Origin of the sequence: Streptomyces sp. NPDC051064 (genome assembly GCF_044455985.1) — a bacterium.
GTDB lineage: Bacteria > Actinomycetota > Actinomycetes > Streptomycetales > Streptomycetaceae > Streptomyces.
This window is the reverse complement of record NZ_JBITFK010000002.1, coordinates 425,996-448,107: the sequence shown is the minus strand read 5'-3', so window position 1 is coordinate 448,107 and position 22,112 is coordinate 425,996. Positions and strand designations below refer to the sequence as shown.

Below are 22,112 nucleotides of genomic sequence, written 5' to 3'. Positions count from 1 at the left end.
AGTCGGCGGATCAAGTCGGGGGGTTTGTCGAAACGTGGCACCACCATGGGCCAGAATGGCCCCCGTGCCTTTCCTGTTGCTGATCGAGGACGATGACGCCATCCGCACGGCCCTCGAACTCTCACTGTCACGCCAGGGCCACCGTGTGGCCACCGCGGCGACGGGAGAGGACGGCCTGGAGCTGCTCCGGGAGCAGCGGCCGGACCTGGTTGTGCTGGATGTGATGCTGCCCGGGATCGACGGTTTCGAGGTCTGCCGGCGTATCCGGCGTACCGACCAGCTGCCGATCATTCTGCTGACCGCGCGCAGCGACGACATCGACGTCGTGGTGGGACTGGAGTCCGGCGCGGACGACTATGTCGTGAAACCCGTGCAGGGCCGGGTGCTCGATGCCCGTATCCGCGCGGTCCTGCGCCGCGGGGAGAGGGAGTCCACCGACTCGGCGACCTTCGGGAGTGTCGTCATCGACCGTTCGGCGATGACCGTCACGAAGAACGGGGAGGACCTGCAGCTCACGCCGACCGAGCTGCGGCTCCTGCTGGAGCTGAGCCGCCGGCCCGGACAGGCCCTGTCCCGGCAGCAGTTGCTCCGCCTGGTGTGGGAGCACGACTACCTCGGTGACTCGCGGCTGGTGGACGCCTGTGTGCAGCGGCTGCGGGCGAAGGTGGAGGACGTGCCGTCCTCGCCGACCCTGATCCGTACCGTGCGGGGCGTGGGCTACCGGCTGGACACGCCTCAGTGAGCGATACCGCGAAGCGTTCCATACGCGCGGGTCTTCGCTGGACCAGCCTGCGGCTTCGGCTCCTGATCGTGTTCGCGCTGGTGGCCCTGACGGCGGCGGTGTCCGCCTCCGGCATCGCGTACTGGCTCAACCGTGAGGCCGTCCTGACGCGTACGCAGGACACGGCGCTCGGCGACTTCCGCCGCCAGATGCAGAACCGCGCGGCCTCGCTGCCGCCGGAGCCCACGGCGGTCGATCTGAGGGACGCCGCCGAGCAGATGGCCACCAGCGGTCCGGGCTATCACGTGCTGCTGATCGGCACCCGTGACGGCAAGCCCGTCACAGGCTCGTCCGACCTCGACTCCTTCACCAAGGCCGACGTGCCCGCCTCGCTGCAGAAGCAGGTGAACAAGAAGCAGCCGCTGACGTCGGCCAACACCTTTGAGTACCACCTGTTCTGGCAGCGCACGACCCTCGGCAACACGCCTTACCTGGTGGCCGGGACGAAGATCATCGGCGGTGGTCCCGCCGGTTACATGCTGAAGTCGCTCGACCAGGAACGCGAGGACCTCAACTCCCTCGCCTGGTCCCTGGGGATCGCCACCGCACTGGCCCTCGTCGGCTCGGCGCTCCTCGCCCAGGCCGCGGCGACGACCGTGCTGCGGCCGGTGCAGCGGCTCGGTGACGCGGCCCGCAAGCTGGGCGAGGGCAAGCTCGACACCCGTCTGGCCGTCTCCGGCACCGACGAACTCGCCGATCTCTCCCATACGTTCAACAAGGCCGCGAGCTCCCTGGAGAGGAAGGTCGCGGACATGAGCGCCCGGGAGGAGTCGAGCCGCAGGTTCGTCGCCGACATGTCGCACGAGCTGCGCACACCGCTGACCGCCATCACGGCGGTCGCCGAGGTGCTGGAGGACGAGGCGGACAGCCTCGACCCGATGATCGCTCCGGCCGTGCACCTGGTGGTGAGCGAGACCCGGCGGCTGAACGACCTGGTCGAGAACCTCATGGAGGTCACCCGCTTCGACGCCGGTACGGCCCGCCTCGTGCTGGACACGGTCGACGTGGCCGACCAGGTGACCGCCTGCATCGACGCCCGTGCCTGGCTGGACGCGGTCGATCTGGACGCGGAGCGCGGCATCATGGTGCGGCTCGATCCGCGCCGGCTGGACGTGATCCTGGCGAATCTGATCGGCAACGCCCTCAAGCACGGCGGGTCACCGGTGCGGGTCTCCGTGCGGACCGACGAGGACGATCTGGTCATCGAGGTGCGCGACCACGGCCCCGGCATCCCCGAAGAGGTCCTGCCGCACGTGTTCGACCGCTTCTACAAGGCGAGCGCCTCCCGCCCGCGCTCCGAGGGCAGCGGTCTCGGCCTCTCCATCGCGGTGGAGAACGCGCACATCCACGGCGGCGACATCACGGCCTCGAATCTGCCGGACGGCGAGGGCGCGATGTTCGTGCTGCGGCTCCCGAGGGACGCGGAGCGGCTGACGGGGCCGGACGACCCGGACCCGAACGAGAAGGGCGACGCCAAGTGACGCGCAGCGAGCGGGCGTACGGCGCACCGCGCAGGGGCGGGCCCGGGCGCCGGGCCGGCGCCGCGCTGGCCGCCGTCGCGGCCTGTGCGGCGCTGGCCGCGGGCTGCGGCATCCGCAGCACCTCGGTGCCGGTCGACGCGGGGGCGGCGCCGTCCCGGATGCCGTGCCGTACGGCGTCTGCGGAGGCGACCGCGCCACCGCAGGGGAATGTCTCCGTACGGGTGTACCTGGTCTGCGCCTCGCAGCTGGTGACGGTCGAGCGCACGGTCGAGGTCGACGAGTCGCGTTCCGACCCCCTCCTGGTCGCGCAGGCGCTCCTGAGCGAGCTCCAGCGGGACCCGGACGCCAATGAGCGGCGCGCCGGCTTCTCCACCGATGTCCCGGCGGGGCTGCGGGTCACCGAGGCCCACAAGGGGGACCCGGAGGGCACGCTGCGCCTCAACCAGCAGCCGGACGACCTTCCGGCGGAGGCGCTCGCGCAGGTGGTGTGTTCGTACGCGGAGAGCGAGTCGCTCGGTTCCGGGGGCTCGGTGCTGCTGGGCGGGCCGGGCAACTACGCCCCGCGCGGATACCTGTGCACCTCGGAGACGAAGAGCCTCCCCGGCGAGGTCCCCACCCTGGGCGCGCTGGAACTGTCCTGACCTCCGCGCGGCGGGGGTCGGCCGGTCGTCGGGGAACTGAAGACCGCACGGCGCCCGACGTGCCCCGTACGGGTGTCCCCCATTTCCCGATGACCCGACGGCCCGAAGGGCGTGCCGCTCGTCACAGGGGTTGAAGGGGAGGGGGCGGAACCGATCCTGCCGGTCGTGGCGTCTTGGTGCACGTGCGTCACAGTTCGGACGGCCAGGCCGTCATCCGCTTCCGCGCGGCGGGGGTAACCCTCCTCCTCGCGCATCTTCTGTTCGTCGGCTGGCTGACGCTGCGCCCGCTGGACGTGCCCTGGATGACGGCCGCCAACTTCCAGCCGTTCGCCGGCATCAGGGCGGACCTGGCCCTCGGCACGGCAGAGGCCGTGCGCCGCATCGGTGAGGGCCTGCTGCTGCTGGCACCGCTGGGCATACTCCTGCCGATGGCCGGCGGCAGGCTGCTCGTCTCCCCGTGGGCCTCGCTGGCCCGTACGGTCGCGACAGGCGCCCTGATCTCGATGGCCATCGAGCTGGCCCAGACGGGGGTGCCCGGCCAGGTCGTCGACGTCGACTCGCTGCTGCTCAACACCACGGGCGTCGCACTGGCCCATCTGCTGGTCGTCCCGCTGTCGCGGTCACGGCTGCGCCGGGGCAACCGGGCGGGGGCGGGTGACCTGTCCCGGATCGGGAACGGGACCCGGTCGTCCCGGGGCGAGGCCCCTCAGGGGCCCACCCCGACGATTACCAGGGTCGGCATCGCACCGTAGAGCGATGCTTTGTCCCCTCCGCGGAGCCACTATGGAGGTACCGGGAGCACGACGGAGCTGCTCCCCGAAACGGTTCGCGAAGGAGCTCACCATGGCCGCACTTGTCCGCCCTCGTGAGGGACGCATGATCGGTGGGGTGTGCGCGGCGCTGGCCCGGCGCTTCGGCACCTCCGCAGGAACGATGCGCGTCATCTTCCTGGTGTCGTGTCTGCTCCCCGGCCCCCAGTTCCTGCTCTACCTGGCGCTCTGGGCGCTGCTGCCGTCGGAGAAGAGCCCGGCCGCGACGGCCTGGTGACCGCGGGGACCACGGGGAGAAAGCTGTGGGGCGCACACCCGGACCGGGTGTGCGCCCCACCTGCGTGTGCGGTGATTCAGCCGCCGATCGGCAGGACGCCGGTCAGGCCGCCGGCGGGCAGACCGCCGAGCAGGTTGGTGCCGGGGGCCGAGAGGTTGCCGCTGCCACGCTGCTGCTGGTCGAGCAGACCGCCGGCCGCCTTCTGCACGGCGGGCAGCGCGTCGGTGACGGAGTCGAGCGCGACATCGGCGGGCAGGGCGCCGGCCAGGGAGTCGACGGGCACGGCGACAGCCGAGGCGCTGCCCGCGCCGGCGGCGGCGAAAGCGGCACCGAGGGCTGCGACACCGAGGGTCCTGACAGCAGACTGCTTCATGTGAAATTCATCCTTGGGGAAGGGGATGTGAGCGGCTCTGCAACGTAGTCAGCTCCGCACCCGTCCCGCAAACATGCCGGGACACGGAAAACGGCCGGGATCTCGCGATCCCGGCCGTTCCGTTTTTGCTTTACTCAGCCCGCGACGGATGAAGAAGCACTGGTCACAGCCGTCTGACGGAAGAGCCACTCGGATTTGAGTTCCGCATATCCGGGCTTGACGACGTCATTGATCATCGCCAGACGTTCATCGAAAGGAATGAACGCTGATTTCATCGCATTGACTGTGAACCACTGCATGTCGTCGAGCGTGTATCCGAAAGTCTCGGTCAGCCGCTCGAATTCCCGGCTCATGCTCGTCCCGCTCATCAGCCGGTTGTCCGTGTTCACGGTGGCGCGGAAATGCAGCTTTCGCAGCAGCCCGATGGGGTGGTCGGCGTACGAGGCCGCGGCACCGGTCTGGAGGTTGGAGGTCGGGCAGAGCTCCAGCGGAATGCGCTTGTCGCGTACGTAGGAGGCGAGGCGGCCGAGCGTCACGCTGCCGTCGTCGGCGATGTCGATGTCGTCGATGATGCGGACACCGTGGCCGAGCCGGTCGGCGCCGCACCACTGCAGTGCCTGCCAGATCGAGGGCAGCCCGAAGGCCTCGCCCGCGTGGATGGTGAAGTGGTTGTTCTCGCGCTTGAGGTACTCGAAGGCGTCCAGGTGGCGGGTGGGCGGGTAGCCCGCCTCGGCGCCCGCGATGTCGAAGCCGACGACGCCCAGGTCGCGGTAGCGGTTGGCGAGTTCGGCGATCTCCAGCGCGCGTGCGGCGTGCCGCATGGCGGTGAGGAGGGCGCCGACGCGGATGCGGTGGCCGGCTGCACGGGCCCGGCGCTCACCCTCGCGGAAACCCTCGTTGACCGCCTCGACGACCTCTTCGAGGGACAGACCCTCGGTGAGATGCTGCTCGGGCGCGTACCGCACCTCGGCGTAGACGACTCCGTCCTCGGCGAGGTCCTCGGCGCACTCCATGGCCACCCGGAACAGCGCGTCACGGGTCTGCATGACGGCGCAGGTGTGGGCGAACGTCTCCAGGTAGCGCTCCAGCGAACCGGAGTCGGCGGCCTCGCGGAACCAGAGGCCGAGCTTGTCGGGCTCGGTCTCGGGGAGGGCGTCGTAGCCCTGCTCCCGCGCCAGCTCTGCGACGGTGCCGGGGCGCAGGCCGCCGTCGAGATGATCGTGGAGGAGCACCTTGGGCGCGCGGCGGATCTGGTCGGGACCGGGGACGTTCAGGGTCTGGCTCGTCATTGGGGCACTGTAGCGCCTACGCGCGTAGAGCGCTGGCCGTCGATGCGTAACAGTGACCGCGAAGCCAGGTGGAATACACCTGCCCTTCTGACACTGTTCTGTCATGGCACAGCGCGCACTTCCCCTGCCTGCCGCCAGGCTGGGACGGGCCGTCCTCACGGCCGGAGCAGCACCCGAGGTCAGCGGCGTGGTCCTGCTGCTCCCGGACGGCGAGACCGATTCACGGCGCCGTCCGTCCACCTTCTCGTACGCGGCACAGCTGCCGTTCGCCCGGACGCTGGCCCGCGCCGGCCAGGACGACGGACTCGCGGTGCACGTCGTGCGCTACCGCACCCGGGGGTGGAACACCGACGCGGATCCGGCGGCCGACGCCCACTGGGCGGCCGACGAGGTCGTACGCCGCTACGGCGACATCCCCGTGTGCCTCGTGGGGCACGGCATGGGGGGCCGGGCCGCGCTGCGCGGCGCCGGGCACACGGCCGTCAACTCCGCGCTGGCGATGGCACCCTGGCTTACGGAGGGCACCGAACCGGTGAAACACCTGGCGGGTCGCCGGGTGCTGATCGTCCACGGCACGAACGACGCGCGGACGGATCCGGAGCTGTCCTACCGGCTGGCCGAGCGGGCCAAGAAGGCCAACCGGGACACCTGCCGCTTCGAGGTCCACTCGGACGGGCACGCCCTGCGCCAGCACCGGTCCGAAGTGATGGCGCTGGCTTCGGACTTCATACGGGGCTCGCTCTTCGCCCGGTCGTACGCGCGCCCGGTCGCCGACGCCTTCGCCGCTCCGCCGCCGCTGGGGCTGCGGATGCCGCTCGCTGCGGGGTTCGGGCGGTCGCTGCGGCACTGAGCGCCTGCTGACGGGCTCAGTCCGGCAGCAGGCTTCCCCGGCGCGAGAGCAGGAAGCGCTTGAAGGCTGCCACCGGCGGCGTGTCGGGGTGGCCGTCCAGCCAGGCGACCCCGATCTCGCGGGCCGCGCGCGGGGCGGTGACCGTCAGCTCGACCACGCCGGGCCGGGCGACGGCGGGCGGCGGCAGCAGCGCCACCCCGAGCCCGGCCGCGACCAGGCCGCGCAGGGTCTCCGCCTCCTCGCCCTCGAACGCGACGCGCGGGGTGAAGCCCGCCTCGGCGCAGAGGTCGTCCGTGATCCGCCGCAGCCCGTAACCGGGTTCCAGGGTGACGAACGCTTCGTCGGCGGCCTCGGCGAGGCGGATGCGCCGGCGCCCTGCAAGCCGGTGGTCGTCGGGGACGACCAGGCGGAGCCGCTGCTCGTCCAGGCGCATGGCGACGAGGTCCGGGGCGTCGGGGACGGGCGAGGTGAGGCAGAGGTCGAGGCCGCCCGCCCGCAGACGGTCGATCATGGCCTCGCCGTAGTTCTGGACGAGCTGGAAGCGGACCCGGGGGTGGTCGGCGCGGAAGGCGCGGATCAGGGCCGGCACCGTCTCGGAGCCCATGGTGTGGAGGAAGCCGAAGGCGACCTTGCCCGCCGTGGGGTCGGCGTCGGCGCGCACCGAGTCGGCGGCCTTCTCCACCTCCGCCAGCGCGCGTTCGGCGGAGCCGAGGAAGGTGCGGCCCGCGGGGGTGAGCGAGACGGTGCGGCCCCTGCGGGCGAACAGGGCGACGCCCAGGTCCTGCTCCAGCCTCACCATGGCCCGCGACAGCGTCGACTGCGGGACACCGAGCTCGTGCGCGGCACGGGTGACGTGCTCGTGGCGGGCCACCGCCTCGAAGTACGCGAGGCGTGGCGCGAGCACGGCCCGGATGTCTTCTTCGTAACTGCTCGGTGACAGCCGCGGCTGTGAGCTGTATTGATGCACCATGGGAACGATTATGAGGGTTTCATGCATTGGACGCATGAAACCGTGCGGTCTACGTTCGGGGCATGCCTCCTGCCAGTACCGGGGCGTCCACCATCGTGCTGGACGCCGCCGTTCCGTCATCCACCGCCACCGTCTCCCCGACCGTCCCGGACCGCCTCACTCCCGGCGGTCCCGGCTACCGCCGGATGAGCTTCGCGCTCTTCGCGGCGGGGATCGCGACCTTCGCCCTCCTCTACTCCACCCAGGCCCTGCTGCCCGCCGTCTCCGCGTCCTTCGGCGCGACGGCGGGCCAGGCGAGCTGGACGGTCTCCGCGGCGACGGGTGCCCTGGCCCTCTGTGTCCTGCCGCTGAGCGCGCTCTCCGAGCGCTTCGGGCGGCGCCAGATGATGACGGCCTCGCTGTCGGTCGCCGTGGTGGTCGGGCTGCTCGTGCCCTTCGCCCCGTCGCTCGGCTGGCTGATCGCGCTGCGCGCGATCCAGGGCGCCGCCCTGGCAGGGCTGCCCGCCTCCGCGATGGCCTACCTGGCCGAGGAGGTGCGGCCCAAGGCGTTGGTGGCCGCGATCGGACTGTTCGTGGCTGGCAACAGCATCGGCGGCATGAGCGGCCGCATCCTCTCCGGCTGGGTCGCCCAGCTGTGGGGCTGGCGGGTGGCGCTCGGCGCGATCGGGCTGCTCGCGGTGGCCTGCGCGGTGGTCTTCCACTTCATGATCCCCAAGGCCCGGCACTTCAGCCCCGCCTCGCTCAACCCGAAGGCCCTGGCGAAGACCGTCACCGGCCACCTCTCCGACCCGCTGCTGCGCAGGCTGTACGCGATCGGCGCCCTGTTCATGACGGTGTTCGGCGCGGTCTACACCGTGATCGGCTACCGGCTCGTCGAGGAGCCCTTCAGCCTCCCGCAGGGCATCGTCGGCTCGATCTTCCTCGTCTACCTCGTCGGTACGGTCTCCTCCGCCGCCGCGGGCCGGCTGGTCGCCCGGCTGGGCCGCCGGGGCGCGCTCTACCTCGCCGTCTCCACGACGGCCATGGGTCTGCTGGTCTCCCTGGCCGATCAGCTGGCCGCCGTCCTGGCCGGCCTCGTCCTGATCACGGCAGGCTTCTTCGCCGGGCACGCGGTCGCCTCGTCCTCGGTGAGCCGTACGGCGACCTCGGGCCGCGCCCAGGCTTCGGCGCTCTACCAGTCCGCGTACTACCTGGGCTCCAGCGCGGGCGGCACGCTCGGTGCCGTCGCGTTCCACGCCGGAGGCTGGGCCGGCACGGTCGTGCTGGGCGTCCTGGCGGTCCTCGGCGTCCTGTCGATCACCCTCTTCGGGAGCCGCGCGGCCCGGACCGAGCGGCTCCGCGCCGGGTCTCCGGCGCCTGTACGCAACTGAGACCTGCCGCCGCACAACCGCTGCTCCCCGACGCACGTCCAACAAGCGGAGTCACACACCGCGGGCGAACGCGAAGGGGAGCAGGCGTACATGACGATCATGGGGAACATACGCGGCGTACGGGTGCGGCGCGGGGCCGTCCTGTCCGTCGCCGGGCTGGTGGCCGCGCCGGCCCTGGTCCTGGGCACGGGTACGGCCGCCCAGGCGGCGTCCTGCACGGCCTCCACCGGGCCGTACCAGAAACAGGTCGAGAAGTGGCTGGGGCGGACGGCCGACGGCCGGCAGTCGGCGGCCGACTGCAAGGCGATCCGCTCGTTCCAGACCGACAAGGGCATCACCCCGAACATCGGGTACGCGGGGCCGGTCACCTGGCGCACGATGAAGACGATCACCGCTCAGAAGGCTGCGGGCAAGACCCCGAACAAGGCGAAGAAGTGCCCCACGAACAAGGGGCGCATCGCCTGCGTGGACCTGACCAGGCAGCTGAGCTGGATCCAGGACGGGTCCAAGCTGAAGTTCGGCCCGGTACCGGTGCGCACGGGCCGTAACGGCGACGAGACCCGGACCGGTGCCAAGAAGATCTACTGGCGCAACATCGACCACTGGTCGACGCTCTACGACGTCCGCATGCCGTACGCCCAGTTCTTCGACGGCGGGCAGGCGTTCCACTCGGTCACCAAGTCCATGTACAACAACCCCGGGTCGGCGGGCTGCGTCAACATGCGCCCCGCGGACGCGAAGTCATACTGGAACCTGCTGAAGAACGGCGACGACGTCTTCGTCTACGGACGCAAGCCCGGCACCTGAGCAGCGGTTTCCACGCTTCCCGCCCCGGTTGTCAGTGCCCTGCGGTAGCTTCCACAGTGCCGGGTGAGCGGTGTCACAGCGCAACAGGGGTGAAGCGGTGAGTGATCAGACAACGACAGCGGACACGGACATCGACAGCCGTCTGGAGGGACACCGGGTCGAGCTGACCGGTTACTGCTACCGGATGCTCGGCTCGGCCTTCGAGGCGGAGGACGCGGTCCAGGACACGTTGGTGCGCGCCTGGCGCAACTTCGACAAGTTCGAGGGCCGTTCCTCCCTTCGCTCCTGGCTGTACCGCATCGCGACGAACGTCTGCCTCGACATGCTGAACGCGGGCAACAAGCGGGCCAGGCCGGTGGACCTGACCGGCCGGACACCGCTGGCCCAGGCCGCGCTGAATCCTCTCCCGGAGAACACCTGGCTGGAGCCGATGCCGGACGGGCGCATCCTGCCCTCGGTGGCCGACCCGGCGGAGGCGGCCGTGGCCCGTGAGTCGGTGCGCCTCGCGTTCGTCGCCGCGCTCCAGCATCTGCCGCCCAAGCAGCGTGCGGTGCTGATCCTGCGCGAGGTCCTGGCGTGGAAGGCGAGCGAGGTCGCCGAGCTGCTCGACACCTCCGTCGCCTCGGTCAACAGCGCCCTGCAGCGCGCCCGGGCGACGCTGTCCGACACGGAGACCACGGCACCGGACACCGCGAATCCGCTGGACGACGAGCAGCGCAAGCTGCTGGACCGCTATGTGGCGGCCTTCGAGGGTTACGACATGGCGGCGCTGACGGCGCTGCTCCATGAGGACGCCGTGATGACCATGCCGCCGTTCGACCTCTGGCTCCAGGGGCACGACGACATCACGGGCTTCATGCTCAGCATCGGCGCGAGCTGCGCGGGTTCCCGGCTGGTGGCGACCGAGGCCAACGGGTCCCCGGCCTTCGCACACTACAAGCCGAATCCGGACGGACCGGGGTTCGTCCCGTGGGCCGTGCAGGTCATCGACATCTCGGACGGTGCCATCACCGGGATGCACTGCTTCCTGGACACCCCGCGCTGGTTCCCGCTGTTCGGGCTGCCGGACCACCTGGACGACGCCGCGTGAGTGTGAGACGTCCTGTGGTGATCGGCTGGGCCCTGCTGGTGGCGGGTGGCTGGGCGGCGACGCTGTGGCTGGGCGAGCCGTCCGCCACGGCGGGGCCGCGCCCCGTGCGCTGAGTGCCGATCACTCCGGGACCGCCCGGACGTTGCCCACCACGTCACCGAGCCCCACCAGGTCCAGCAGCGCCCCGAGTTCGGCCGGGACGTTGCGCAGCCGCAGCTCGACGCCCCCGGCCCGGCGTGCGACGAGCCCCAGCCGGGCGACGGCCTCGACCAGGGCCAGGTCCGGGCGCACCACACCGCCCACGTCGCAGTCCACCACTACGGCCTCCGGGGCGCCGCTCAGCAGCGTCTCCAGCCGGGCGCAGAGGCCCGGCACATCGGCCCGGGTGACGCGGCCGGTGATGACGAGGGCGTTCGGGGTCATGGCATCCACACCAGGGAGACCGGCGGGACGCCCGAAACTCATCGGCGCCCGCGCACGTGTGACTCAGCTGACAGGGAATGCCCCGGTGTCCAGGTCCAGCTTGAACGGCTCGACACCGGCCCGCATACCCGCGCGCCTTGCCGATGCGGTCGTGGTTGGCGTTGGCCGGTGAGGTGATCTCCACGACGAGCCGGACATCCTCCGCCGGTACGCGATTGCCGGGCCCGGACGCGACCGCGAGGTCGTCCCAGTCCTGGCCGCGGCCCGGCCCGGGATCGACAGCGCTCATGACGTCTCCTCCTGTCGGTGCGTCACCGATCCCAGCATGCCGAACGGGACCGATGGTGGTCCACCGGTCCCGTTCACCCGAAAGGGAAAGCCGCAGGTCAGGCGATACGTTCCCGCACCACCGGCGTGGCGGTGAAGGGCGTGCCCGAGGGGGCGATGTCGTACGAGCCGGGAAGTGCCTTCAGCGCGTACTCGAACTTCTCGGGGGTGTCCGTGTGCAGGGTCAGCAGCGGCTGGCCCTCGGTCACCGTGTCCCCCGGCTTGGCGTGCAACTCGATGCCCGCGCCGGCCTGCACCGGGTCCTCCTTGCGCGCACGGCCCGCGCCGAGGCGCCAGGCGGCGACGCCGACGTCGTACGCGTCGAGGCGGGTCAGCACGCCCGAGGACGGGGCGCTGATCACGTGCTGCTCGCGGGCGACGGGGAGACCGGCGTCCGGGTCGCCGCCCTGGGCGGAGATCATGCGGCGCCAGACGTCCATGGCGGAGCCGTCGGCCAGGGCCTTCTCCGGGTCGGCGTCCTTGAGTCCGGCGGCGTCGAGCATCTCGCGCGCGAGGGCCAGGGTCAGGTCGATCACGTCCTTCGGGCCGCCCCCGGCCAGGACCTCGACGGACTCGCGCACCTCCAGGGCGTTCCCGGCGGTGAGGCCGAGCGGGGTCGCCATGTCGGTGAGCAGCGCCACGGTCCGTACGCCACTGTCGGTGCCCAGCGCGACCATGGTGGAGGCCAGTTCGCGGGCGTCCTCGATCGTCTTCATGAAGGCGCCGGAGCCAACCTTGACGTCCAGGACGAGCGCCCCGGTGCCCTCGGCGATCTTCTTGGACATGATCGAGCTGGCGATCAGCGGGATCGCCTCGACGGTGCCGGTGACGTCGCGCAGCGCGTACAGCTTCTTGTCGGCGGGGGCGAGCCCGTCGCCGGCCGCGCAGATCACGGCGCCGGTGGTGTCCAGGACGTCCAGCATCTCGGCGTTGGAGAGATGGGCGCGCCAGCCGGGGATGGACTCCAGCTTGTCGAGGGTTCCGCCGGTGTGGCCGAGGCCCCGGCCACTGAGCTGCGGCACGGCCGCCCCGCAGGCGGCGACCAGCGGGGCGAGCGGCAGGGTGATCTTGTCGCCGACGCCGCCGGTGGAGTGCTTGTCGGTGGTGGGGCGGGAGAGCGCGCCGAAGTCCATGCGCTCGCCTGAGGCGATCATCGCGGCGGTCCAGCGGGCGATCTCGGTGCGGTTCATGCCGTTGAGCAGGATCGCCATGGCCAGCGCGGACATCTGCTCGTCGGCGACCTCGCCGCGGGTGTACGCGTCGATGACCCAGTCGATCTGCTCGGGACTGAGCTCGCCTCGGTCCCGCTTGGTGCGGATGACGGAGATGGCGTCCATGGGATGGGAGTCCTTCCGGCCGGATGGGTGGGCGAGAGTCCTGCTGACTCTACGCGCATAGAGAGGGAACGTTCCGCCGCCGCGTTCCCCCGGCGGGCCGGTCGGGCCCGCCGGGGAGGAAAGGAGCGGCGGCGGGGCACTACCCCAGGTGCTGCGGCCCGAAGGCCTGCGGCAGCATCTCGTCGAGCGTACGGAGGCCGTCCGGCGTCTCCAGGACGAGGCCGGGCCCCCCGAACTCGTACAGCAACTGCCTGCACCGCCCGCACGGCACGAGCGCGGCGCCCGTGCCGTCCACGCAGGTGAAGTGGGTCAGTCGGCCGCCGCCCGTGGCGGCCAGCTGCGAGACCAGCCCGCACTCGGCGCACAGGCTGATGCCGTACGAGGCGTTCTCGACGTTGCACCCGGTGATCATGCGGCCGTCGTCGACGAGGGCGGCCACACCGACCGGGTAGCCCGAATACGGGGCGTACGCCCGGGACATCGCGTCCCGGGCGGCCTCGCGGAGCGCGTCCCAGTCGACGGGCGGGGGGGTCGTCACTTGCCCTCGCCCTTGCGGTACGGCACGCCGTCCGCCTTGGGCATGCGCAACCGCTGCGCGGACAGGGCGAGCACCAGCAGCGTCGTGACGTACGGCGCGGCGTCCACGAACTGGCTCGGGACCTGGTCCGTCAGGAAGTACCAGGTGAACAGCACGGCCGAGATGACCGCCGAGATGAGCGCGGTCAGGTACTTCTTCCGGTACAGCTGCCAGAACACGACGATCACCAGCAGGATCGCCAGGAGCAGCAGCATGGCGTGGACGTTCTCGGCGCCGCCGCGGAGCTTGAGGCTGTCGGTGAAGCCGAAGAGTCCCGCGCCCAGCGCCATGCCGCCCGGCATCCAGTTGCCGAAGATCATCGCGGCGAGACCGATGTAGCCGCGGCCGCCCGTCTGGCCCTCCTGGTAGATGCTGGTGGCGACGATGGCCAGGAACGCACCACCGAGCCCGGCCAGACCGCCGGAGATCGTCACAGCGATGTACTTGTACTTGTAGACGTTGACGCCGAGGGTCTCGGCCGCCACCGGGCTCTCGCCGCAGGAGCGGAGACGCAGACCGAAGGCCGTGCGCCACAGCACGAACCAGGTGACGGGGATGAGCAGCAGGGCGACGACGGTGAGCAGCGACAGCCCGGTGACCAGGCCGCCGATGATGCCGGCGAGGTCGGAGACGAAGAACCAGTGGTGTTGTTGCAGGTCCTGCATCCAGTCCGACAGCCCTGGGATGGTGATCTTGTCGATCTCCTCCAGGCGCGGGGACTGCTTGGAGGATCCGCCGGGCTCGTCGGCGAAGGTGAAGTTGGAGAGGTAGCGGGTGACGCCGACGGCGAGGATGTTGATGGCCACACCGGAGACGATGTGGTTCACGCCGAAGGTGACGGTGATGACCGCGTGGAGCAGTCCGCCGAGCGCGCCACCGATGATGCCGAAGAGGACGCCCGCCCACGGGCCCCACTGGAAACCGGCCCAGGCGCCGAACCACGTGCCGAGGATCATCATGCCCTCGAGGCCGATGTTGACGACACCGGCCCGCTCGGCCCAGAGTCCGCCGAGACCGGCCAGGCCGATCGGGACCGCGAGTTCGAGGGCGCCGCTCACCTGGCCCACGGAGGTCACGTCGTTCGCGCCGCTGATGAGGCGCACCAGCGAGACGAGGGCGAGCGCACCGGCGATGATCAGGAGGACGACGGGCAGGGACAGCTTGCGCCGTCCGCCGCCCTTGGGGGCGGCGACGCGTGCGGCGGAGACTTTGCTGGTGCTCACAGGGCCGCCTCCTTCTCGGTGGTGAGGGCGTGGCCGGCGGCGAGTTCCTCGCCGACCTTCTGCTGCTGGCGACGGGTCCCGTAACGCCGGACGAGTTCGTAGCTGACGACGACCGAGATCACGATCAGGCCCTGCATGATCGTGGCGATCTCCTTCTCGAAGCCGAACTGGTCGAGAGGGGACGACGCCTTGTCCAGGAACGCGATGAGCAGCGCGCTGAGCGCGATGCCCACCGGGTGGTTGCGGCCGAGCAGAGCGATCGTGATGCCGGTGAAGCCGAGGCCCACAGGGAAGTCGAGGCTGTAGGTGTGGGTGTCGCCCAGCAGCGTCGGCATCCCGACGAGGCCGGCGATCGCACCGGAGATCAGCATCGAGGTCAGGATCATCTTCTTGGCGTCCACACCGGAGGCCTGGGCGGCGCTCTCGCTGGCGCCGGTGGCGCGGAGGTCGAAGCCGAAGCGGGTGCGGTTCAGGACGAGCCAGTAGACGAGGCCGCAGCCGACGGCGACGAAGGTGAAACCGTAGATCTCGCCGGCGTCGGGGCTCAGGGTAAGGCCCGGGAACCAGCCGGAATCCGGGATGTCACCCGTCGTCAGGTTGTTGGATCCCGCAGCCTGCTCACCGAAGTTCTTCGGCAGGATCAGCCAGGCGATCAGCGAGGTCGAGATGGAGTTGAGCATGATCGTCGAGACGACTTCGCTCACGCCTCGCGTGGTCCTCAGGATGCCGGCGATGCCGGCCCAGAAAGCGCCCACGAGCATCGCCACGACGACGATCAGCGCGATCTGGAGCGGCCCGGGGAGGCTGACGCTGGCGCCGACGAGGGCTGCCATCATCGCCGCGAGGCGGTACTGCCCGTCGACCCCGATGTTGAAGAGGTTCATGCGGAAGCCGACCGCGACCGCGAGAGCGGCGAGGTAGTACGTTCCGGCCTGGTTGATGATCAGGACCTGTACGTCGCTGTACGACACCTGCTCGAACAGCAGTCGGTACAGCTCGAAGGGGTCGCGGTCGGAGACGAGCAGCACCAGGGTGCTGAGCACGAAGGCCACGACCAGGGCGAGCACCGGGCCGGCGAAGCCCAGGATCAGCCGGTCCTTGTCGAATTTCCTCATCAGGCCTCGTCCTCCGGTGCTGCTTCGAGGTGACCGGCGGCGGCACCGGTCATGGCCGAGCCCAGTTCCTCGGGTGTGATGGTGGCGGGGTCGGCGTCAGCGACCAGCTGCCCGCGGAACATGACGCGCAGAGTGTCGGAGAGCCCGATGAGCTCATCCAGGTCCGCCGAGATCAGCAGGACCGCCAGCCCTTCGCGACGCGCCTCGCGGATCTGGTCCCAGATCTGCGCCTGTGCGCCGACGTCCACCCCGCGGGTGGGGTGGGCGGCGATCAGGAGCTTCGGGTCGTGGCTCATCTCGCGGCCGACGATCAGCTTCTGCTGGTTGCCGCCGGAGAGGGAGGCGGCGGTGACCTCGATGCCCGGGGTGCGGACGTCGTACTCACGCACGATCCGCTCCGTGTCGGCGCGTGCCGCCTTCGGGTCCAGCAGCCAGCCCTTGCTGTTGGGCTTCTCGGTGACGTGGCCGAGGATGCGGTTCTCCCAGAGCGGGGAGTCCAGCAGCACCCCGTGGCGGTGGCGGTCCTCGGGGATGTAGCCGATGCCGCCCTCGCGCCTCTTGCGCGTGGGGAGGCGGGAGATGTCGTCGGTGTCCAGCGTGATGACTCCGCTGTCCGGGGTCCGCATGCCGACGAGCGTCTCGATCAGTTCGGTCTGCCCGTTCCCCTCGACGCCCGCGATGCCCAGGACCTCACCCTTGTGGATCGTGAATCCCACATCGGACAGGACGTCACGCACGACGCCGTCCGGGTCCGTCACGCTGAGGGAGAGGCCCTCGACGCGCAGCATCGGCACGTCCGTCACCGTGGACTCGCGGGTCTCCGGCGAGGGGAGCTCGCTGCCGACCATCAGCTCGGCGAGCTGCTTGGAGGTGGTGTTCGCGGGGTCGGCGGTGCCCACCGTCGTACCACGCCGGATCACGGTGATCTCGTCGGCGACGGAGAGGACCTCGCCGAGCTTGTGCGAGATGAAGATGACGGTGAGTCCCTCGGCCTTGAGCTCGCGGAGGTTCGCGAAGAGCGCGTCGACCTCCTGCGGGACCAGCACGGCGGTCGGCTCGTCCAGGATGAGGATGCGGGCGCCGCGGTAGAGGACCTTGAGGATCTCCACACGCTGGCGGTCGGCGACTCCGAGGTCCTCGACGAGCGCGTCGGGCCTGACCCCCAGACCGTACGCGTCGGAGATCTCCTTGATCTTCTTGCGTGCGGCGGAGCCGATACCGTGCAGCTTCTCGCCGCCCAGGACGACGTTCTCCAGGACGGTGAAGTTGTCGGCGAGCATGAAGTGCTGGTGGACCATGCCGATTCCACGCGCGATGGCGTCACCGGGGTTGCCGAACGAGACCTGCTCGCCGTCCACGGCGATGGTGCCCTCGTCCGGCTTCTGCATGCCGTAGAGGATCTTCATCAGAGTGGACTTACCGGCGCCGTTCTCACCGACGAGGGCGTGGACCGTTCCCTTGCGTACGGTGATGCCGATGTCGTGGTTGGCCACGACGCCGGGGAAGCGCTTGGTGATGCCGTGCAGTTCTACGGCAGGGGGACTGCTGGACGCGTTGATGACGCACTCTCCTTGGCCGGACAGGAGCGGGAGCACAGAGGCAGGGGGCGGGGTGAAGTTATCGCGCCAGAGGACCGTCTACACGCGTAGCGCTGCCGAATCGTAAAGCGTAGGCGCACGGCACGGTCCGAACACCGGGTTCCGGACCTGTGCGAGCAGGGCACTGCGAAGGGCACAACTTCCTGGACGAGCACCCCACGGGCCCGGAGCGGCGACGGTACGCGCTCCGGGCCCACGGGAAACCAGCGTGACGACCGGGATCGTTACGGGGCGGTCTTGACGGTGATCTTGCCGTCGATGATGTCCTTCTTCGCCTTGTCCACGGCGGCGACGACATCGGTCATCTTGGTGAAGGCCGGATTGGACATGGCCAGGCCGACGCCGTCCTTGTCGAGGCCGTAGCGGACCTCACCGGACTGCGGCTTGCCGTCCTGGACGGACTTGATCAGGTTGAAGACGGAGTCCTCGACGTCCTTGGTGACCGAGGTCAGGATCGACTCCTTGTAGTCGGCCAGACCCGCCTGCTTGTACTGGTCGGAGTCGACGCCGATGTTCCACTTGCCGGCCTTGGAGACGGCCTCGATCGCACCGGAACCGGCCAGACCGGCTGCCGAGTAGACCACGTCGGCGCCCTTGTCGAGCTGCCCCTGGGCGGCGGCCTTGCCGAGGTCGGGCTTGGAGAAGCCGTCGAAGTTCGGCGGCTGCGTCAGGTACTGCGGGACGACCTTGACCGAGGGGTCGGTCTCCTTGACACCCTGCTCGAAGCCCGCCTGGAACTTCTTGATCAGCGGGGTCTCGACACCACCGATGAAGCCGACCGTCTTGGTCTTGGTGACCTTGGCGGCAGCGACACCCGCGAGGTAGGAGCCCTGCTCCTCGTTGAAGACGATGTTGGCGATGTTCTCGCCGGTCACCGACGCGTCGTCGATGATGCCGAAGGTGATCTTCGGGAACTTCGGCGCGACCTTCTTGATGGCGGGGGCGTAGGCGAAGCCGACGCCGATCACCGGGTTGTTGCCGGCGCGGGCCAGTGCCGTGAGGCGCTGCACCTTGTCGGCGTCCGCTTCGCCGTCCGACGGCTCGGCCTCGGTGCCCTTGACGCCGAGGTCCTTCTCGGCCCGGGCCAGACCGGCGTAGGCGGCGTCGTTGAACGACTGGTCGCCGCGGCCACCGATGTCATAGGCGATGGCCGTCTTGTCGGCCTTGGAGTCGGAACTGCTGCTCGAGGAGGAAGACTCGCCACACGCCGTGACGCTGAGCGCGAGTGCCGCGGACATGACGCCCACGGTGGCAATCCTGGTGATCCGGCGCAAGGGAAGGCTCCTTCAAACCTGACCGAAGCGCCTCTTCCGGCGCTGGTTTCGCGGCGATCGTAACGCGCGTAGATGTCAGATAAGGACCTGTACGGAAGCCGTTATCGGATCGTCGCGAACAGGAGGTGTCCTGTCCGGTTACGAGCGACCACCCGAAGGTGACACGTGGCCGCACGACGGACAGCCGCTCGCGGGCCGGGCCACGGGTCAGGCGTCCAGCAACGCCGCGGCGGTGAACAGCTCCACGCCGACCGTGATGGCCTCCTCGTCCACGTCGAAGTTGCCGCGGTGCAGGTCCAGGCCACGGGTGTCACCCGGCGTCCGGACACCGAGCCTCGCCATGGCGCCGGGGATCTTCTCCAGGTACCAGGAGAAGTCCTCGCCGCCCAGGCTCTGCTCGGTGTCCTCGATCGCATACGATCCGCGGCGGATGGTCATCGCGGCGTCGAGAAGGCCGATCGTCTCCGCCTCGTTCACCACGGGCGGCACACCCCGGACGTAGTCGATCACCGTCTTGGCCCGGTGCATTCCGGCCACCTCGTCGATCGCCGCGTGCACAAGGTCGGGTGCCTGGCGCCAGCTCTCCAGATCGAGGCAGCGGACCGTCCCGGACAGCTCGGCGTGCTGCGGGATGACGTTGGGCGCGTGGCCGGTCTGCAGCCGGCCCCAGGTGAGCGCGAGCCCGGCGCGTGCGTCGACGCGCCTGGCGAGCAGCGCGGGCACGTCGGTGGCCACCCGGGCCGCGGCGGTGACCAGGTCCGTGGTGAGGTGCGGCCGGGCGGTGTGTCCGCCGGGTCCGTCGAGGGAGATCTCCACGCGGTCGCAGGCGGAGGTGATCGGCCCGATCCGGAGCCCGATCCTGCCCACGTCCACCTTCGGGTCGCAGTGCACCCCGATGATCCGCCCCACGCCTTCCAGCACCCCGGCCGCCACCGCGTCGGCCGCGCCGCCGGGAAGCACCTCCTCGGCGGGCTGGAACAGCAGCCGCACCGGGCGGGGCAGCAGCCCCTGCCGGTCCAGGTCGCTCAGCACGAGTCCCGCGCCCAGGACACAGCTCGTGTGGACGTCGTGCCCGCAGGCGTGCGCACGGTCGGGCACGGTGGACCGGTAGGAGACCTCCGCCTTGGTGTCCGGGATGGGCAGCGCGTCGATGTCGCCCCGGAGCGCCAGCATCGGCGTCACGCCGTCCCACTCCCCGACGTCACAGACGAGTCCCGTGCCACCGGGCAGCACCTGCGGCTCCAGGCCGGCCTTCTCGAGCCTCGCCTTGATGGCCGCGGTGGTACGGAACTCCTGGTTGCCGAGCTCCGGATGCATGTGCAGATCACGGCGGAAGGCGATGAGCTCGGCACGCAGGTCGTCGGGCAGGGCGCCGGGCAGGACGGCCTCGGCGTGGGGCGCGCGGGACTTCAACTGGTTCACCCAGTCAAGGGTAGGCCCCTGGTACCCACAACTGGCCGCTGATCGACAAAAGTTCAGCCGCTCAGGGGAACAAAAAGCGGTGTTGCGGCGTGTGACGAGCGGTTGAGGTGGGTATGCTCTCCCATTCGCCACTCCGGCCGCGAGGCTGCGCGAGGTCCCCGCACTCATGGCAGCTTGAGCAGGTCACGGAGGGTTCCCACATACGCCGCGACATCGCGCTCGGCGGGCGGCGCGGGAGTGGCCATGGTGTCGGTTCGGGACGGGCCAGGGGTGCGGCAGGAGCGGCAGAGGCCGTCGGGGAGCGCTTCCGGGCGGCCCGGTGCGCCGCACTCCGTGCACTCGACCATCGGGCGGTGTTCGGGCATGCCCGTCGCGGAGGCCGGGGCGGCGGTGGGCGGCAGCGGCGGGAGCTTGTCCCGGAGTCGGCGCCTGACGAGCCCCACCGGCGATTCGACGGCCGCCGGAAGCCCTGCCGTGAGCGCCCGGACCAGGTACTCGGCGTCCACGCCTCGCGCGAGCCAGGCGGCGGCTGCCTCCTCCAGCGCGGCGCAGTCGGCGGCGGAGAGGGCGAGACGGGCGTCGGCACGGCCGAGCCGGGCGAGGGCGAGATAGGCGGGCGAGCGGGCGTCGCCCGGGGTGTCCTGCGGGGCCTCCTCCGGCGCGGGTGCCGGTTCGGGCTCCTGGGTCCGCTGCTGCGGTACGGCGGGGGCGGCCGGGTGCTGCGGTACGGCGGGGGCGGCCGGGGCGCCGCCGAGGAACGTAACCCACCACTCGTTGTCGCGGGCGGTACGGGACCAGTAGGTGCGGGTGATCCAGCGGATCCGGCCGCCACCGGCGTCTGCGGGGCACCGCACATGGCGCAGGTGCCCGGCGACCGCCAAGGCCCTCAGCGCGCTGCCGACGGCCATCTGCCCGTACAGCGGAAGGGACTTGGCCAGGGACTTGATGTCCATCGCCGCGCCGTCGGGCAGGTGGTCGACATATCCGGCGACGTACCGCTCGCGCTCCGGCAGCAGGGCGAAATCGTCGGGCCGGGGCGGGCGTTGGTCCGGCGTGGAGCGCTTGCCGTAGCCAGGGTTGGCCTTCGCGTACGGACGGGAGGAGGGTGCGGGGGCGCGCAGGGCGGAGTTAATGTGCTGGGTAGCCACGAGATCGGGTCCTTGTCGATCTTGGGTGAGACCCCGGCACGGTGCGACCAACACCACGTCGGGGTCGTTCAGTTGTGGGCACCGTAAGCACTCGTGACGTTGTGCCGCAAGCTGGTCACGATTAGTCATACTTGCTGGCCGTGACGGGTCCGGGAGGGTGGGAGGTGTTTCCCCCAACCCTTCTTTCCCTACCGGTTGACTACACGTCTCGGGCCCCGGCCCTCGAAGCCCGGCCCCCGGATCCCGAAGCTCGAGCTTCGGGCCCGCACCCGCCTGCGTACACCCGAACGAGTGAACCGCCCGATCCCGGCGCTCGAAGCCCGAGCCCCGGGGGTCGAGCTTCGGGGGCCGAGCTTCGGGCCCGGGACTCGGCCAGTCGGGCCTGACGCAAACGCACGGTGGACCGCTTCACAGCGCACCGGCAGCATGCGGCTGTCGCCTGGTGCCGCATCAGGCAAGGTTCGCCCCATCCGGCAGCCTGCCTGGCGGCCCTCAAGGGCGAGGTGCCGCCAGGACTATCCCGGCGTCCCGCCGGGTGTCGGGATGACGCCGAGCTGCTGGAGGAAACCGAGAAGGTCCTTGTCCGACCACTTCTCGGCGAGCCTGCCGTTCTCGATGCGGTGCATCACCGTCGCCGTCATCGTGAGCTGGTTACCGGTGGCGGAAATACCGGGAAGATCCCTTTCATGCACTCCACGGGCCGTCATCCGGGTCACCACTTTGTCGCCCTCCGCGATCTGGTCTTCGATCTCATGGGTTCCGGGAGTGGCCTCCCAGAAGAGGCGGAACGCCTGTTTGAGCCCCTCGCGACCGGACCCGAGTCCTGGAAACGGTGGCGGGGAGTGGTCCACGTAGTCCTCGGCCACGAGATCGTCCATGGCCTCCACGTTGCCCTTGTCGATCTCCGCGTAGAAGCGGCGAACCAACCTCTTGTTCTCTTCGCTCGACACCGGGCTCCTCTGCGCGTGG

At 70.4% G+C, this 22,112-nt stretch carries 22 protein-coding genes; 9 read left to right on the top strand and 13 right to left on the bottom strand.

Annotated elements, in window-relative coordinates; all coding sequences use genetic code 11:
• Window positions 1–64 precede the first annotated feature (64 nt).
• The 5 genes from afsQ1 (at window position 65) to ACIBCU_RS08855 (ending at window position 3,950) form a co-directional block, all read left to right on the top strand.
• Window positions 65–742 (top strand): two-component system response regulator AfsQ1, encoded by a 678-nt coding sequence (gene afsQ1, locus ACIBCU_RS08875; protein ID WP_176724363.1) that lies wholly within the window; start codon window positions 65–67, stop codon window positions 740–742.
• Window positions 739–2,262 carry an ATP-binding protein gene (locus ACIBCU_RS08870; RefSeq protein ID WP_399230240.1) on the top strand — a complete coding sequence of 508 codons (1,524 nt, stop codon included), beginning with the start codon at window positions 739–741 and terminating at the stop codon, window positions 2,260–2,262. The genes afsQ1 and ACIBCU_RS08870 overlap by 4 nt, the downstream gene beginning before the upstream one ends.
• Window positions 2,259–2,903 (top strand): hypothetical protein, encoded by a 645-nt coding sequence (locus ACIBCU_RS08865; protein WP_399230238.1) that lies wholly within the window; start codon window positions 2,259–2,261, stop codon window positions 2,901–2,903. The genes ACIBCU_RS08870 and ACIBCU_RS08865 overlap by 4 nt, the downstream gene beginning before the upstream one ends.
• A gap of 176 nt (window positions 2,904–3,079) precedes the next feature.
• A complete protein-coding gene (locus tag ACIBCU_RS08860) occupies window positions 3,080–3,655 on the top strand; it encodes a VanZ family protein (protein WP_362935600.1) in 576 nt (191 codons plus the stop codon).
• Between the two features lie 91 nt (window positions 3,656–3,746).
• Window positions 3,747–3,950 (top strand): PspC domain-containing protein, encoded by a 204-nt coding sequence (locus ACIBCU_RS08855; RefSeq protein WP_104788518.1) that lies wholly within the window; start codon window positions 3,747–3,749, stop codon window positions 3,948–3,950.
• Window positions 3,951–4,026: 76 nt separating this feature from the next.
• Here ACIBCU_RS08855 and ACIBCU_RS08850 read toward each other — a convergent pair whose 3' ends face one another.
• The gene (locus ACIBCU_RS08850) at window positions 4,027–4,323 is read right to left on the bottom strand and encodes a hypothetical protein (RefSeq protein ID WP_362935589.1); all 297 of its coding nucleotides are present in this window, start codon (window positions 4,321–4,323) and stop codon (window positions 4,027–4,029) included.
• Between the two features lie 134 nt (window positions 4,324–4,457).
• Window positions 4,458–5,612, bottom strand: a complete 1,155-nt coding sequence (locus ACIBCU_RS08845; protein WP_362935586.1) for an adenosine deaminase — start codon at window positions 5,610–5,612, stop codon at window positions 4,458–4,460.
• A 103-nt stretch (window positions 5,613–5,715) separates the two neighbouring features.
• On the opposite strand from ACIBCU_RS08845, the gene ACIBCU_RS08840 reads away from it, so the two are divergent.
• Window positions 5,716–6,462, top strand: a complete 747-nt coding sequence (locus ACIBCU_RS08840; RefSeq protein WP_399230234.1) for an alpha/beta hydrolase — start codon at window positions 5,716–5,718, stop codon at window positions 6,460–6,462.
• 16 nt (window positions 6,463–6,478) lie between these two features.
• On the opposite strand, the gene ACIBCU_RS08835 is transcribed toward ACIBCU_RS08840, so the two are convergent.
• A complete protein-coding gene (locus tag ACIBCU_RS08835) occupies window positions 6,479–7,432 on the bottom strand; it encodes a LysR family transcriptional regulator (RefSeq protein ID WP_362935580.1) in 954 nt (317 codons plus the stop codon).
• A 62-nt stretch (window positions 7,433–7,494) separates the two neighbouring features.
• Here ACIBCU_RS08835 and ACIBCU_RS08830 point away from each other — a divergent pair, with 62 nt between their 5' ends.
• From ACIBCU_RS08830 to ACIBCU_RS08820, 3 genes are all read left to right on the top strand, one after another.
• Window positions 7,495–8,802 (top strand): MFS transporter, encoded by a 1,308-nt coding sequence (locus ACIBCU_RS08830; RefSeq protein WP_399230232.1) that lies wholly within the window; start codon window positions 7,495–7,497, stop codon window positions 8,800–8,802.
• Window positions 8,803–8,892: 90 nt separating this feature from the next.
• Window positions 8,893–9,609: a L,D-transpeptidase family protein gene (locus ACIBCU_RS08825; RefSeq protein WP_399230230.1), complete on the top strand. Its 717-nt coding sequence runs from the start codon at window positions 8,893–8,895 to the stop codon at window positions 9,607–9,609.
• Window positions 9,610–9,706: 97 nt separating this feature from the next.
• A complete protein-coding gene (locus ACIBCU_RS08820) occupies window positions 9,707–10,699 on the top strand; it encodes a sigma-70 family RNA polymerase sigma factor (RefSeq protein ID WP_399230228.1) in 993 nt (330 codons plus the stop codon).
• Window positions 10,700–10,819: 120 nt separating this feature from the next.
• Here the strand turns inward: ACIBCU_RS08820 and ACIBCU_RS08815 are convergent, their stop codons facing one another.
• The 10 genes from ACIBCU_RS08815 to ACIBCU_RS08770 form a co-directional block, all read right to left on the bottom strand.
• Window positions 10,820–11,164, bottom strand: coding sequence for an STAS domain-containing protein (locus ACIBCU_RS08815; RefSeq protein WP_399230226.1), 345 nt, complete (start codon window positions 11,162–11,164; stop codon window positions 10,820–10,822).
• Window positions 11,165–11,508: 344 nt separating this feature from the next.
• On the bottom strand, window positions 11,509–12,786 hold the full coding sequence (locus ACIBCU_RS08810; protein WP_362935562.1) for a thymidine phosphorylase: 1,278 nt from the start codon (window positions 12,784–12,786) through the stop codon (window positions 11,509–11,511).
• Window positions 12,787–12,925: 139 nt separating this feature from the next.
• Window positions 12,926–13,324 (bottom strand): cytidine deaminase, encoded by a 399-nt coding sequence (locus ACIBCU_RS08805; RefSeq protein WP_362935559.1) that lies wholly within the window; start codon window positions 13,322–13,324, stop codon window positions 12,926–12,928.
• Window positions 13,321–14,586: an ABC transporter permease gene (locus ACIBCU_RS08800; RefSeq protein WP_362935556.1), complete on the bottom strand. Its 1,266-nt coding sequence runs from the start codon at window positions 14,584–14,586 to the stop codon at window positions 13,321–13,323. The genes ACIBCU_RS08805 and ACIBCU_RS08800 overlap by 4 nt, the downstream gene beginning before the upstream one ends.
• Window positions 14,583–15,701: an ABC transporter permease gene (locus ACIBCU_RS08795; RefSeq protein WP_399230223.1), complete on the bottom strand. Its 1,119-nt coding sequence runs from the start codon at window positions 15,699–15,701 to the stop codon at window positions 14,583–14,585. Before ACIBCU_RS08795 ends, ACIBCU_RS08800 begins: the two co-directional genes overlap by 4 nt.
• Window positions 15,701–17,284, bottom strand: coding sequence for an ABC transporter ATP-binding protein (locus ACIBCU_RS08790; RefSeq protein ID WP_362935597.1), 1,584 nt, complete (start codon window positions 17,282–17,284; stop codon window positions 15,701–15,703). Before ACIBCU_RS08790 ends, ACIBCU_RS08795 begins: the two co-directional genes overlap by 1 nt.
• A gap of 239 nt (window positions 17,285–17,523) precedes the next feature.
• Entirely contained in the window at window positions 17,524–18,573 is a 1,050-nt protein-coding gene (locus ACIBCU_RS08785; protein ID WP_362935550.1) for a BMP family ABC transporter substrate-binding protein, read from the bottom strand.
• 207 nt (window positions 18,574–18,780) lie between these two features.
• Window positions 18,781–19,995, bottom strand: a complete 1,215-nt coding sequence (locus ACIBCU_RS08780) for an amidohydrolase (RefSeq protein WP_399230220.1) — start codon at window positions 19,993–19,995, stop codon at window positions 18,781–18,783.
• 164 nt (window positions 19,996–20,159) lie between these two features.
• Complete coding sequence (locus ACIBCU_RS08775; RefSeq protein WP_399230218.1) at window positions 20,160–21,143, bottom strand: MarR family transcriptional regulator; 984 nt, start codon at window positions 21,141–21,143, stop codon at window positions 20,160–20,162.
• 515 nt (window positions 21,144–21,658) lie between these two features.
• Window positions 21,659–22,093, bottom strand: coding sequence for an ester cyclase (locus tag ACIBCU_RS08770; protein WP_399230216.1), 435 nt, complete (start codon window positions 22,091–22,093; stop codon window positions 21,659–21,661).
• Window positions 22,094–22,112: the final 19 nt, after the last annotated feature.

What these genes read in the sequence shown, in the direction of transcription:
- ACIBCU_RS08855 (WP_104788518.1), top strand. Translation starts at nt 3,747, where the DNA reads ATGGCCGCACTTGTCCGCCCTCGTGAGGGACGCATGATCGGTGGGGTG.
- ACIBCU_RS08850 (WP_362935589.1), bottom strand. Translation starts at nt 4,323, where the DNA reads ATGAAGCAGTCTGCTGTCAGGACCCTCGGTGTCGCAGCCCTCGGTGCC.
- ACIBCU_RS08845 (WP_362935586.1), bottom strand. Translation starts at nt 5,612, where the DNA reads ATGACGAGCCAGACCCTGAACGTCCCCGGTCCCGACCAGATCCGCCGC.
- ACIBCU_RS08840 (WP_399230234.1), top strand. Translation starts at nt 5,716, where the DNA reads ATGGCACAGCGCGCACTTCCCCTGCCTGCCGCCAGGCTGGGACGGGCC.
- ACIBCU_RS08835 (WP_362935580.1), bottom strand. Translation starts at nt 7,432, where the DNA reads ATGGTGCATCAATACAGCTCACAGCCGCGGCTGTCACCGAGCAGTTAC.
- ACIBCU_RS08830 (WP_399230232.1), top strand. Translation starts at nt 7,495, where the DNA reads ATGCCTCCTGCCAGTACCGGGGCGTCCACCATCGTGCTGGACGCCGCC.
- ACIBCU_RS08825 (WP_399230230.1), top strand. Translation starts at nt 8,893, where the DNA reads ATGACGATCATGGGGAACATACGCGGCGTACGGGTGCGGCGCGGGGCC.
- ACIBCU_RS08815 (WP_399230226.1), bottom strand. Translation starts at nt 11,164, where the DNA reads ATGAGTTTCGGGCGTCCCGCCGGTCTCCCTGGTGTGGATGCCATGACC.
- ACIBCU_RS08810 (WP_362935562.1), bottom strand. Translation starts at nt 12,786, where the DNA reads ATGGACGCCATCTCCGTCATCCGCACCAAGCGGGACCGAGGCGAGCTC.
- ACIBCU_RS08795 (WP_399230223.1), bottom strand. Translation starts at nt 15,701, where the DNA reads ATGAGGAAATTCGACAAGGACCGGCTGATCCTGGGCTTCGCCGGCCCG.